A 12,916-nucleotide genomic window follows, 5' to 3' on the forward strand; every position below is an offset into this window, starting at 1 on the left:
CTCAACGCAAGAATGCCTTGCAGTAGACCCTACGTGACGTCATCAAAGCGTGAATTCAAGCCTCTTGAGTGTCACGAGTGGGCCATTTTTCCGCGTGAGCCAGCTGAACCAAGGCTTCGCGGACTTGTTTCGGTGTGTTACAGGGCTCACTGAAAGGCAGCCAGTATAGGCTCTGACCAATGCGCAGGTGCATACCTTCGCTGTCGATACCCGCCAACTGTGCTGTTTCACGCTGCGGCAGCCCCGAGAGCTGTACGTAGTGGGCAATGGCTTTGGCGTGATCAGCATTCATGTGCTCGACCATGCTGGTCTCGGCAGCACCGGCAAACGGGTTTGCCAGCTCAACGTGATCCAACCAGTGAATGGCACCGAAGCCGCCGATGAAGCGATAGCGTACCGGCACCAGCACCCAGAAATCGAAATCATGGGCGGAGTGATAGCTCTGCGATTCGGGGAAAAAACGGTAATAGCGCTGAGCAGCACTTTCGACATCGTCCGGTTCAACAAGCTTTTGGGCTTCGGCCATGACCGTCACACGTCCCGTCGCCTGGACGTCGTCAGCTTCGCGCTCGCCCACCAATAGCGAACACTTCGCGTCTTTGCCCAGGTTGTGGGTGTGCTGAGCGATGCGACTGATCAGAATCAGAGGTCGCCCCTGATCATCAAGGCAATACGGTACCGAAGAACCAAAAGGGAAGCCCGGCATGGATTTGGAATGCGTGGACAAAACGCCTCTGTATTCTTTCAGCAGCAGCTCCCGCGCCTGCTTGATAGCCTTCACACTCATCCAGTGACTCCTTGTAACGAACTCGTCGACGATCGACGCACGTATAAATAAAGCTGAACAGTAATCAGCTGATTGGGCACGTGCACGGGTTTGAAAGACAAGTTAATAATTATTACGAGTGGGTGCCAAGGGGGCGGCAAGAAAGTGCTGATGACTTCATGCGCGCAAGCTGTGGATTTGTGAGGCAGGTGCACCTGAAAGCAAGTGCGCCTGTAAGAGCTGTCAAAGGCTGCGATAGCGGAGTATCAGAGATATCGCTTTGGCAGCCTTCGGCAGCTCTTACAGAAAAGGTGTGGGGTTTACCAAGTCACACCAAAACCTGCGGTGTAACGGGTCTTGTCCAGATCGCCGTCGTCTGAACCGCTGATAACGTTCTTCTCGGCCTTGAGGTTCAACGAAGCCCAGTCAGTGACTTTGTAACGCAGCCCGACCTCAGCATCGAGAGCATAGTCAGCAACGTTGCTCAACGGCCTGCCCAGCTCACCATTGGTAAAGAACTCAACTTTTTTGCCGATCAGGAAGCGGTTGTAGTCCCACGTGCCTGCAACCGAATAGAAGTTTTCCTTGCCGCCGTTGGAGAACTCGTAATCCGTACGGTTAAGCAGCGCGCCAAGTTTGAAAGCGCCCAGCTCGTCATCCCAGAACTGGTAGCCAGGACCCGTACCCACAACACGCTGACGGCTCAAGTCTTCAACTTTGTCGCGCTTGTAGCTGATCCGGCCATCCCAGAAAAATTTCTCGGTCAGGAAGCGGTCGATGGAATACTCGGCACTCCAGTTATCGGTGCTGACTACATCGTCCTGAGTTTCGCGGTTGTAATCGCCTTTGGCGTTATGCCGCCATTGACCATGCCGAGCCGAAGTCTTGAAGGCCAGGTTGTAGTCGTCGGTATCGTTCTCGGCCTTCTGAAAATCCATTGCCAGATCGACGTTGCCTTTCCATACCAGATCAGTGATGACAGGTTTGGGCTTGAGAATCTGCTGAATGCTAGCCAACTCGACGGTTTTCGGCGCTTCGCCGTTGGTCAGCGTGACCTTGCCGTCATCCGAGGCTTTTAACGATTTCGCAATTTCACCCTGATACTGATCCTGCTTGACCATCAACTGCTGGTCACTCTCCAGGGTCTTGACCTGCTTCCAGTCTACGGGGATTGCTCCTCCGTAGGAGGTCTCGATCAGCAGCTTGCCGCCGTCGAATAGCTTGATGGTACCGGTGATCTTGTCGCCGTTCTTCAACCAGACGGTGTCGGCGAGCAAGGGCGTGGTGGTGATGGAGACAGCGAGGAACAGCAGAGTTCTGGTCAGCATAAGCAACTAGGAGGCTCGGTTAGCGGAAAATCGGGCATCATCCGTGAGAATGACGTCAAGGCAATCGAAGACCGCCGCGGACACAGAAAACACTGACAATGGGAATTTTCTGTAGTTCAAAACCCGGACAGCCGCTCATCTATAAAGAGATCTATAACAGGAGGGAAATGGTGACCAAAGAGCGACAGCACTCTGCGGATCCGACCGGCATGGACCCGGCCCAGGCCAAGCGTACTGCGCTGTACCTTACGCTCAATCAGGTACCGGAAGGAAAAGTTGTCACTTACGGTCAGCTCGCCGAACTCGCAGGGCTTGGCCGCGCAGCGCGATGGGTCGGCCGGACACTGAGCCAGTTGCCGGACGGCAGTTCACTGCCGTGGCACCGTGTGATCGGCGCGGGTGGCAAGGTCAGTTTGCTGGTAGGCACGGTTTCAGGCGACGAACAACGTGCCCGTTTACGCGCTGAAGGCATCCTTGTGGAGAACAATCGGGTAGATATCCGGCGTCATGGCTGGCGTCCGATAGAGCACTGCGGTTAGAGTGCGCCCTTTGTTTTCGTAACCTGAGGCAGACTCCAGCCCATGCCCCGTAAAACCTGGCGCGCCGCGCTCGCCGCATATGCCAGCCCTTCAACGTTAGTGCTGTTGTTGCTCGGATTCGCTGCGGGCATGCCCTACATGTTGGTGTTCTCTACTCTGTCGGTCTGGTTGCGTGAAGCCGGTGTCGCCCGGGAAACCATTGGCTATGCCAGTCTGATCGGGCTTGCCTATGCTTTTAAATGGGTATGGTCCCCTCTGCTCGACCAATGGCGCCTGCCGCTGCTGGGCAAGCTGGGTCGACGCCGCTCCTGGCTCGTGCTGTCGCAGAGCCTGGTAATCCTGGGCCTGATAGGGATGGGCTTTTGCGACCCGCAGCAGCATTTGTCCTGGCTTATCGCAATCGCTGTAGTTGTGGCGTTTTCATCCGCCACACAAGACATCGCCATTGATGCCTATCGTCTGGAAATCGCCAACGACACCCAGCAGGCTGCCCTCGCCGCCAGTTACATGTCTGGCTACCGCGTGGCCGCGCTACTCGCCACGGCTGGCGCGCTGTATTTTGCTGAAGGATTTGGCTCGACCGGTTTCGCCTACAAGCATTCGGCATGGACCGGCACTTACGTGTTGTTCGGCCTACTGATGCTGCCCGCCTTGATCACGACGCTGATCATGCGCGAACCTCCCGTCGCACTACGCACTCAGCTGTCGGCCGCTCGCTACGGCTTTGCGCACCAATTGGCGTCGGTGTTCGTACTGATAGTGCTGCTGGTGTCGGTACCGGCGATGTTCACTCAGCTCTACAACACCGACTTCGCCAGCGTCCTGTTTCAGAACGCCAGCTGGACTGACCTGCTGATGGAAGACCGCGCGTTTCTGCGCGCCATTCTCTACATCGTGCTGACGGTCGCCTGCCTGTCTTCAATGGGTCGACGCGGCCTGGCTCCGGTGCTGACACCGATCAACGACTTCATCCTGCGTTATCGCTGGCAGGCGTTCCTGTTGTTGGGTTTGATTGCGACTTACCGCATGTCAGACACGGTCATGGGTGTCATGGCCAACGTCTTCTACATCGATCAGGGCTTTACCAAGGACCAGATTGCCAGTGTCAGCAAGATCTTCGGTCTGATCATGACGCTGTTGGGCGCAGGCTTTGGCGGATTGCTGATCGTGCGTTTCGGCATCATGCCGATTCTGTTCATTGGCGGGCTGAGTTCAGCGGCCACCAACTTGCTGTTCCTGATGCTGGCCGATATGGGCCCGAACCTGAAGATGTTGGTACTGACCATCTCGCTGGATAACTTCAGTTCCGGATTGGCAACTTCAGCGTTCGTGGCGTACCTGTCGAGTCTGACCAACCTCAAATTCTCGGCAACACAATACGCGCTGCTCAGCTCGATCATGCTGCTGCTGCCGCGTTTGCTGGGAGGCTATTCGGGGGTCGTGGTTGAGAAGTATGGCTATCACAACTTCTTCCTGATCACTGCGTTACTGGGTGTTCCGACGCTGATCATGATTATCTTGCAGTGGAGCAAGGAGGCGCGCCAGGACAAGGCGGCCGAGGCGCTTGAGGCGGAGAAGCCGTCAAGCGAACAGCTCTGAGAGAGCAGCTCGCATGAGACAAATGTGGGAGCCGAGCCTGCTGGCGATCATGCATACCAACGAATTGAAATACATTCTGTAGGAGCTCAAGAGCACCGCGAGGCAGCGATGGCGGCCTGTCTGATATGCCGCTATCGCGGCCTCGCTGTACTCCCGCGCTCTTACAGGTCCACCGTTCCACGCGGGACAACGCGGTGTGATGGACATTGTGGCAGTTCCCACAGGGGTAACGATTACTGCGGTGCTGCTGAATCCTGAACCACGCGAATCACTCGCTGTGGGAACGGAATATCGATATTGGCAGCACGCAGGCGGTCACGGGCTTCGGCATTGAAGCGATTCGACACATCGCCGAAATCACCGGTCTTGACCCACACTCGCAACGAAACAGTGATCGAGCTATCACCTAGCGCAGCTACCACGGCCTGTGGTGCAGGATCCTGCAAAACACGAGGATCGTCTGCCATGTCCATCAGGACTTGCAGCGCCTGCTTCAGATCAGCTTCGTAGTCCACGCCCACGTCGAACGTGATCTTGCGAGTCGGCTGGCGATTGGTGTTGGTGATGATCCCGTTGGACAGATTGCCGTTAGGCAGGATCACCGTCCTGTTGTCACCGGTACGCACGACTGTGTGGAAAATCTGGATGCTGTCGACAGTGCCCGCGATGCCTTGGGCTTCGATCCAGTCACCAATGCGGAACGGGCGAAACAGCAGAATCAGCACGCCGCCTGCGAAATTCGCCAGGCTGCCTTGCAGCGCCAGACCGATTGCCAGACCCGCAGCACCGATGGCGGCCACAAACGAGGTGGTTTCTACGCCAATCATCGATGCGACGCTGACGATCAGCAGAATCTTCAGAATGATATTGGCCAGACTGCTGATAAAACCCTGCAATGCCAGGTCAGCATTGCGCAGTGCGAGCAGCGCACCCACTTTGGTAGTCAACCGGTTGATCAACCACCAGCCGATGGTCAGGGTCACCAACGCCAACAGCACGCGGCTGCCGTATTCCATGATCATCGGGATCCAGGCCTGAGAGGCCTTTACCAGATGGTCCATTTCGGCATTCAAATCCATCTTTCTCTCCTTACATTTCGCGAAACTGGCGATTGAAACCACCTGGTCGAGCCTGATGGTTTCAGTCGCTTGCACTGGCCTCGGACGCGCGAGGGGAGTGAAGATTCCCTGCGGTCAGGCCAGCCAATCAGTCGCGGAAGTTATTGAATTGCAGCGGCATGCCGAATTCGTGACCACGCAATACCGCCATTGCTTCTTGCAGGTCATCGCGTTTCTTGCCAGTCACACGCACTTGCTCGCCCTGGATGGCGGCCTGGACCTTGAGCTTGGCTTCCTTGATGTGAGCGACGATTTTCTTCGCCAGCTCCTTGTCGATGCCTTCTTTGAGAACGGCGTCCTGCTTCATCAATTTACCGGAAGCAAAAGCATCTTTGACTTCAAGGCATTTGACGTCGATCTTGCGTTTGACCAGGCACAGTTTGAGGATTTCGATCATCGCTTCAAGCTGAAACTCCGCCTCGGCAGTCAGATTGACAGTCAGGTCTTTTTCCTTGAATTCGAACTCGCCTTTGCCTTTCAAGTCGTAGCGACGGTCCAGCTCTTTGATAGCGTTGTCGACGGCATTAGTGACTTCGTGTTTATCCAGTTCGGACACTACGTCGAACGAGGGCATGTCATTTCTCCAATGGATGGCGCATCAAACGCCTGTCTTTGATGTGAATAAAACCCGGTTATTATAACGAGACTTTTCCGCGTTCACTGCGAGCCATCCATGTCGACCGTCAATTTCTCGCTAGTGCACAATTTTCTTCGCCTTGCAGTGGCCCGCTGATGGCGGTCGTCTGGCATGTAGTAGGTGCCGGGAGCCTCGGCAGCCTCTGGGCGACGCGACTGGCACGGGCTGGCGTGCCGGTAAAGTTGGTACTGCGTGATGCCAAGCGGCTGGCAGCCTACGAGTCCAATGGCGCGGCCCTGACACTGGTTGAGAATGGCGTTGAAAGTCGACTGGCGATAAGCGCCCAGACCGCTGACAGTGCAGAGCCGATCGAACGGCTGTTACTGGCTTGCAAGGCTTACGATGCCGAGCAAGCCGTGGCTGCCTTGGCGCAGCGGCTGACAACTGACGCGCAGATTATCCTGCTGCAAAACGGTTTGGGCAGTCAGGACGCGGTGGCCGCGAAAGTACCGAACGCTCGTTGTATCTGCGCCTCCAGCACCGAAGGAGCGTTTCGCCAACGCGATTGGTCTGTGGTGTTTGCCGGGCATGGCTACAACTGGCTGGGCGACCCTGCTGATCCCTCCCCGCCTGACTGGCTGAGCGACCTGCAGCTGGCAGGCATTCCCCATGAATGGACGCCGGACATCCTTACCCGACTTTGGCGCAAGCTTGCACTTAATTGTGCGATCAACCCGCTGACCGTACTTCACGATTGCCGCAATGGCGGCCTGATGCAGCACCACTGCGAAGTGGCCACCCTGTGTGCCGAACTGACCGAACTGCTCCAACAGTGCGGACAACCAGCAGCGGCCGAGGATCTGCACAGCGATGTGCAACGAGTCATTCAGGCAACAGCGGCCAATTACTCGTCGATGTATCAGGATGTCGCGCAAGGACGCCGTACAGAGATCAGCTATTTGTTGGAGTATGCCTGCGCAACGGCCGAGCGCCATCACTGCGTGGTTCCACACTTGCAGCAGCTCAAGGTCAGACTTGTACAGCACCTGACCGATAAAGGACTGCCCACCAACTAGGCCAGTTCAACGCGCCACCCCGTTTGCTCAATGGCCGGAGGGCGCGCTACCCTGAACATTCCTCATCCGTGTGTGATTCGCCCCATGCCATTGCGCCAACGCCTGGAAAACCTGCCGGTCGGCCAGAAGCTGCTGGCGGCCTTGCTGGTCTTGCTGACGACCGTCTTGCTCGTCGCTAATCTGACGTTCATCAGTGCCGCCTATTACATCTCTCAAGAAGCCATGGCTCCTCAAGCGCTGCAGACCATCGGCCGCTTGATCAGCAACCCGAACCTCGCCGAACAGGCACTCAGCTCACGTGAGGACGCCGAGTCGTTGCTCAAAGAGTTGAAAAACTACGGTCCGCTACGCGCAGCAGCCCTCTACGACACCAACGGCGAGCGGATTGGCCAAGTGCAGCAAGGCGATAAGCTCAAGCTGCCTACGCGCTTCAGAGACATCGAAGGCTGGCGCATCACCGAGTTTCGTAACACTCAGTTAATCCCGGTACCCAAAGCAGGCCAGGCGCCAGGCCACTTGTTATTGGTGGCCAGCAGCGAATTACCCACGGCGTTCTACACCGGCACCCTGACGGCCAGCCTCGGCATTCTGGTTTTCAGCGTACTGCTTTGGCTGGTCATTGCCCGGCAGATACGTCGCCTGATCACCGAGCCCATCTATCAGCTTGAAGAGCTCTCACGCCAGGTCACTCACGAAGAGAGCTATGCGTTGCGCGCTGCGCCGGGCAACAAAGATGAGATCGGCAGTCTGGCGGAAGCCTTCAACACCATGCTGTCGCGCATCGAGGCCCGGGAGCAGCAACTCAAGCGCGCCCGGGACGATTCCCAGGAAGCTTACGATCAAGCGCAAGGTCTGGCCGAAGAGACTCGTAATACCAACCGCAAGCTGGAGCTTGAGGTGAAGGTGCGCAGCAAGATCGAGAAAAAACTCACCGGTTTCCAGAACTATCTGAACAGCATCATCGACTCGATGCCTTCGGCGCTGATCGCGCTGGATGAGCAGCTGTATGTCACCCAGTGGAATCAGGAGGCCAGCGCACTGTCGGGTACACCGCTGGATGAAGCGCTAAACCAGCCGATCTTTCTGGCCTTCCCGCCGATGAAAACCTTCCTGCCGCAGCTCAAGCAAACGGTCGAGAAGCACAGTGTCACGAAGATCGAGCGGGTCACCTGGATCAAAGATGAAGAGCGCCGCCACTACGCCCTCACCTTCTACCCCCTGACCGGCGGTGCAGGCCAGGGCGTAGTGATTCGTGTCGATGACATCACCCAGCGATTATCGCTGGAAGAGATGATGGTGCAGTCCGAGAAGATGCTTTCTGTCGGCGGACTGGCGGCAGGCATGGCCCACGAGATCAACAATCCGCTGGGTGCAATCCTGCATAACGTGCAAAACATTCGGCGACGACTATCGACCGACCTGCAGAAAAACATTGAGCAGGCCGAAGCCGAGGGCATCGAGCTGGAAACGGTCAATCGCTATCTGGTCAGCCGCGAAGTGCCAAAACTGCTCGATGGCATTCAGCAAGCCGGTGCGAGGGCCGCGAAGATCGTCAGCCACATGCTTAGCTTCAGTCGCCTCAGCACCCGGCAAATGGCCCCGTGCGACTTGCCGGCACTGATTGATCAGGCGGTAGAGATCGCCAGTAATGACTTTGACCTGACCATCGGTTTCGACTTCAAGGGCCAGGCGATCATTCGCCAGTTCGACCCGGAGCTGGGCCCGGTGCCCGGTACAGCCAACGAACTGGAGCAGGTTTTGTTGAATCTGCTGAAGAACGCTGCACAGGCTATTCATCAGCGCCCGGATGATGCCGAACCGGGACGTATCATTTTGCGCACAAAATTGAATCCGCCCTGGGCCGAGATTCAGGTTGAAGACAACGGCATTGGCATGACCGAGCAAGTGCGTAAGCGCACGTTCGAACCGTTCTTCACCACCAAGGAGATTGGTCAGGGCACCGGGCTTGGGCTGTCGGTGTCGTACTTCATCATTACCAACAATCACAAAGGCCAGATGGAGGTGCACTCCTCCGTCGGCCAAGGCACCTGCTTCACCTTGCGCCTGCCCTTGGCGGGTAATCAAGTGAACGTGCCTGAAGCGGTTATTTCGCCGCTATAACGGAGCATTGAGAATGGGCTTTCGCTTGTCGAAGATTTACACACGCACTGGCGACACCGGTGAAACCGGCCTGGGTGACGGCCGACGCGTACCGAAAGATCATCCCCGGGTCGAGGCGATCGGCGAAGTTGACACGCTGAACAGCCAGTTGGGATTACTCCTTGCCGGGTTGGCCGAGCAACTGTCGGCAAAGCCTGCCCTCGCTGAGGTGATCGACGTACTCGCGCCGTGTCAGCACCGATTATTCGACTTGGGTGGCGAATTGGCGATGCCGGTTTATCAGGCGCTTGATCAGGCTGAAATTGATCGACTGGAAGCGGCCATCGACCTGTGGAATGAAGAGCTGGGGCCGCTAGAGAACTTCATTCTGCCCGGCGGTTCGGCGCTGATCGCCCAGGCTCACGTCTGCCGCAGCCTGGCCCGTAGCGCAGAGCGGCGCTGTCAGCATCTGAACGCTGTAGAACCTTTGGCCGGGGTTGGGCTGGCGTATATCAACAGGTTGTCGGACTTGTTGTTCGTAGCCGCGCGATTGATTGCCAAGCGGCAGGGTATTGCGGAGATATTGTGGGAAGCGGCGAAGAAACCGTAATCGCCACCCCCGCTGGATGAACGAAAAACCTGTGGGAGCGTGGCTTGCCCGCAATAAAGCTGGACGCGGTTTACTTTAGATCGCGTCAGCCTTATCGCGGGCAAGCCTCGCTCCCACAAGTTCTACGCAATCCCGCAGGACCGGTTTTAGCCGGTCCTACAAGGTCAATGGCGCACGAGCAAGCTTGTAGGCGAACATAGAATCTCCCACAGGGATTGGACATATTCCAATTATTCCCCCGGCCAGAACGCTCTGATCCCCGCCACGCCTTGCGCGCCACTTTCCCACGCTTGCTGCTGTTCAGCAGGACCAACACCACCGAGCAGATAAACCGGTTTGCTGAATCCGGCAATCAACTCGCGAGCATGCTCCCAGCCCAACGGCTGAGCGTCAGGGTGAGTCTGGGTTGGCTGCACCGGCGACAAGGTCACGAAGTCGACGTCCATCAGTTCAGCCAGAGCCAACTCCTCGGAGTTATGGCAGGAAGCGGCCAGCCAGCGATCCTTCGGAAACGGACGCCCGTTCGGTGCCAGTTTGCGTAGCTGTGCCGACGTCAGGTGCCAACCCGCAGCGGGAAAGTCGCCCAGCCACTCCAGCGGCCCCTTGAGCATCAATTGCGCCTTACCGGCACACAAACCCACCGCATCCACCGCCAGATCGCGGTATTGCGGGTCATAGCCATTTGGTGCGCGCAACTGGATCAGTTTGATGCCACCGGCAATGGCCTTCTGCATACCACGCAGCAGCTGCGGGGTTTCCAGCTCACCGGGAGTAATCAGATATTCGCCGGGCAGACGCGCTGCTGCGACGATAGGCTGATTCGCCGCCGGGAACTCATAGTCTGCCAATTCGCGATTGGATACCCAGGCCAAAGGCTGCCCTTCGACGCCATGAGGTTCTCCGGTGAACGCCGACACTTCCCACACGTCCAGCAAAACCTGCTTGTCCGGATAGTCATGCTGAATCTTGATCAGAGGCCGGGCCTGGGTCACGACGATATTCAACTCTTCTTGTAGCTCACGGACCAGCGCAGCTTCGACGGCCTCTCCCGGCTCGACCTTGCCACCGGGAAACTCCCACAAACCGCCTTGGTGCTGAGTATCGGCACGCCGTGCGATAAGGATTCTGCCGTCAATACCGCGAATGACCGCTGCTGCTACATGAATACGTTTCACCCTTCGACTTCCTCTAAAGCAGCCTTCTGCCAACGCTGGAAAAGCGGCCATTGGTAGATGGTTTCGATGTACGCCAACGCTTCGGCTGGCAGTTCGACCCGATAAGTGCGCAAGCGGATCACCACGGGGGCGAAGAATGCGTCGGCAGCACTGGGCTTGCCGAACAAAAACGGACCGCTTTCAGCGGCAACTGCTCGGCATTCAGCCCACAGTTTGACGATACGTTCGATATCGCCCTGGGCTTCCACGGAGATGACTTCCAGCGCCGCATCGCGGTGCAAGTCCATCGGCATGTTGGAGCGCAGGCCCGTAAACCCGCTGTGCATTTGTGCACAGGCTGAGCGCGCCTGAGCACGAGCAGCGGTGTCGCTTGGCCACAAGCCAGCTTCGGGGAATTGTTCGGCGAGGTATTCAATGATTGCCAGCGAATCGGCAATCGCACCATGCGGTGTCTTCAACAGAGGCACTTTGCCGGACGGCGAGTGCTCGAGAATCAACTGGCGGGTGTTGCTCTGATTCAGGCGAATCAGTTGTTCGGTATACGGAGCACCGGTCATGTACAGCGCCAGTGCCGGGCGCAGGGACCAGGAGGAGTAGCGTTTGTCGCCGATGATCAGGTGCAGGGTCATTTCAGTGTCCTTGCTCAAATGAAAGACTGTAGGAGCGCGCTTGCCCGCGATGACGTCAGCACAGGCAAAAACATGATGCTGAGCCGGAAATCAAATCGCGGTCACGCGCGCTCCTACAGAAGTGACAGCGCAGCATCAGAGACACTGCACCATCATCGGGAAGCAACTTACGTACGGTATTCCGCGTTGATCTTCACGTACTCATGGGACAGGTCAGTGGTCCAGATGGTCTCGCTGCAATCACCACGGCCCAGCTCGATACGGATGGTGATTTCGGCTTCGGCCATCACTGCCGAGCCTTGCTCTTCAGTGTAGGTGGTCGCGCGGCAACCTTTGCTGGCGATGCAGACGGTGCCCAGGAACACGTCAATCTTGCTCACATCAAGATCAGGCACACCGGCACGACCTACGGCAGCCAGAATTCGGCCCCAGTTAGGATCGGACGCAAACAGTGCAGTCTTGATCAGGGGCGAGTGAGCCACAGCATAACCCACGTCCAGGCACTCCTGATGATTGCCACCGCCGTTGACTTCGACCGTCACGAACTTGGTGGCACCTTCGCCGTCACGGACGATAGCCTGGGCCACTTCCATGCACACCTCGAATACCGCTGTTTTCAGCGCTTCGAACAGTGGGCCTTTGGCCTCGGTCACTTCTGGCAGATTGGCCTGCCCTGTCGCGATCAACATGCAGCAGTCATTGGTCGACGTGTCGCCATCAATGGTGATGCGGTTGAACGACTTGTTGGCGCCATCGCGGATCAGGTCCTGCAGCACGCTCTGCGAAACCTTGGCGTCCGTGGCGATGTAACCCAGCATGGTCGCCATGTTCGGACGAATCATGCCCGCGCCTTTGCTGATTCCTGTCACAGTCACGGTCACGCCGTCGATCTGGAACTGACGGCTCGCACCTTTAGGCAGGGTGTCAGTGGTCATGATGCCGGTCGCCGCGGCAGCCCAGTTATCCACAGACAGGTCATCAAGGGCAGCTTGCAACGCGCCTTCGATTTTTTCCACAGGCAGCGGCTCGCCGATAACCCCAGTGGAGTACGGAAGCACGGCATTGGCATCGACGCCGGTCAGCTCGGCAAGTTTGGCGCATGTACGCGCAGCGTTGGCCAGACCCGGCTCGCCGGTACCGGCGTTGGCGTTACCGGTGTTGGTCAGCAGGTAACGGACCGGGCCGTTCACACGTTGCTTTGCCAGTATCACTGGCGCCGCACAAAACGCATTCAGGGTGAAAACACCGGCGACACTGGAGCCTTCGGCACAGCGCATGACCACTACGTCCTTGCGACCCGGGCGTTTGATGCCAGCAGAGGAAATGCCCAGTTCAAAACCGGGAACCGGGTGCAATGTCGGCAAAGGACCAAGACCAACAGCCATGAGGTGCGCTCCTT

At 57.4% G+C, this 12,916-nt stretch carries 12 protein-coding genes; 5 read left to right on the forward strand and 7 right to left on the reverse strand.

Features of this window, described 5'->3' with window-relative positions:
• Positions 1-55 precede the first annotated feature (55 nt).
• Together ABRP31_RS22580 and ABRP31_RS22585 are read right to left on the reverse strand one after the other, a co-directional pair.
• Entirely contained in the window at positions 56-787 is a 732-nt protein-coding gene (locus ABRP31_RS22580; protein ID WP_349969668.1) for a HugZ family protein, read from the reverse strand.
• Between the two features lie 299 nt (positions 788-1,086).
• Positions 1,087-2,094 carry a DUF481 domain-containing protein gene (locus ABRP31_RS22585; RefSeq protein ID WP_349969667.1) on the reverse strand — a complete coding sequence of 336 codons (1,008 nt, stop codon included), beginning with the start codon at positions 2,092-2,094 and terminating at the stop codon, positions 1,087-1,089.
• 167 nt (positions 2,095-2,261) lie between these two features.
• Here ABRP31_RS22585 and ABRP31_RS22590 point away from each other — a divergent pair, with 167 nt between their 5' ends.
• Both ABRP31_RS22590 and ABRP31_RS22595 read left to right on the forward strand, forming a co-directional pair.
• Positions 2,262-2,633, forward strand: coding sequence for an MGMT family protein (locus ABRP31_RS22590; protein WP_349969665.1), 372 nt, complete (start codon positions 2,262-2,264; stop codon positions 2,631-2,633).
• Between the two features lie 42 nt (positions 2,634-2,675).
• Positions 2,676-4,232: an AmpG family muropeptide MFS transporter gene (locus ABRP31_RS22595; RefSeq protein ID WP_349969664.1), complete on the forward strand. Its 1,557-nt coding sequence runs from the start codon at positions 2,676-2,678 to the stop codon at positions 4,230-4,232.
• A 233-nt stretch (positions 4,233-4,465) separates the two neighbouring features.
• Here the strand turns inward: ABRP31_RS22595 and ABRP31_RS22600 are convergent, their stop codons facing one another.
• Both ABRP31_RS22600 and ABRP31_RS22605 read right to left on the reverse strand, forming a co-directional pair.
• Entirely contained in the window at positions 4,466-5,311 is an 846-nt protein-coding gene (locus tag ABRP31_RS22600) for a mechanosensitive ion channel family protein (protein ID WP_087264833.1), read from the reverse strand.
• Between the two features lie 127 nt (positions 5,312-5,438).
• Positions 5,439-5,924, reverse strand: coding sequence for a YajQ family cyclic di-GMP-binding protein (locus ABRP31_RS22605; protein WP_087264834.1), 486 nt, complete (start codon positions 5,922-5,924; stop codon positions 5,439-5,441).
• Positions 5,925-6,082: 158 nt separating this feature from the next.
• Between ABRP31_RS22605 and ABRP31_RS22610 the strand changes: the two genes are divergently transcribed.
• From ABRP31_RS22610 to ABRP31_RS22620, 3 genes are all read left to right on the forward strand, one after another.
• On the forward strand, positions 6,083-7,003 hold the full coding sequence (locus tag ABRP31_RS22610) for a putative 2-dehydropantoate 2-reductase (RefSeq protein ID WP_349969663.1): 921 nt from the start codon (positions 6,083-6,085) through the stop codon (positions 7,001-7,003).
• Between the two features lie 84 nt (positions 7,004-7,087).
• Complete coding sequence (locus ABRP31_RS22615) at positions 7,088-9,124, forward strand: ATP-binding protein (protein WP_349969662.1); 2,037 nt, start codon at positions 7,088-7,090, stop codon at positions 9,122-9,124.
• A 13-nt stretch (positions 9,125-9,137) separates the two neighbouring features.
• Complete coding sequence (locus ABRP31_RS22620) at positions 9,138-9,713, forward strand: cob(I)yrinic acid a,c-diamide adenosyltransferase (RefSeq protein WP_349969661.1); 576 nt, start codon at positions 9,138-9,140, stop codon at positions 9,711-9,713.
• A gap of 230 nt (positions 9,714-9,943) precedes the next feature.
• On the opposite strand, the gene ABRP31_RS22625 is transcribed toward ABRP31_RS22620, so the two are convergent.
• The 3 genes from ABRP31_RS22625 to argJ all read right to left on the reverse strand — a co-directional run bounded on the left by ABRP31_RS22625 (position 9,944) and on the right by argJ (position 12,902).
• Positions 9,944-10,888, reverse strand: coding sequence for a Nudix family hydrolase (locus tag ABRP31_RS22625; protein WP_349969659.1), 945 nt, complete (start codon positions 10,886-10,888; stop codon positions 9,944-9,946).
• Positions 10,885-11,517 (reverse strand): glutathione S-transferase family protein, encoded by a 633-nt coding sequence (locus ABRP31_RS22630; protein WP_349969658.1) that lies wholly within the window; start codon positions 11,515-11,517, stop codon positions 10,885-10,887. Before ABRP31_RS22630 ends, ABRP31_RS22625 begins: the two co-directional genes overlap by 4 nt.
• A 167-nt stretch (positions 11,518-11,684) precedes the next feature.
• Positions 11,685-12,902 carry a bifunctional glutamate N-acetyltransferase/amino-acid acetyltransferase ArgJ gene (gene argJ, locus ABRP31_RS22635; RefSeq protein ID WP_087264840.1) on the reverse strand — a complete coding sequence of 406 codons (1,218 nt, stop codon included), beginning with the start codon at positions 12,900-12,902 and terminating at the stop codon, positions 11,685-11,687.
• Positions 12,903-12,916: the final 14 nt, after the last annotated feature.

Origin of the sequence: Pseudomonas caspiana, assembly GCF_040224095.2 — a bacterium.
GTDB classification, from domain to species: domain Bacteria; phylum Pseudomonadota; class Gammaproteobacteria; order Pseudomonadales; family Pseudomonadaceae; genus Aquipseudomonas; species Aquipseudomonas caspiana.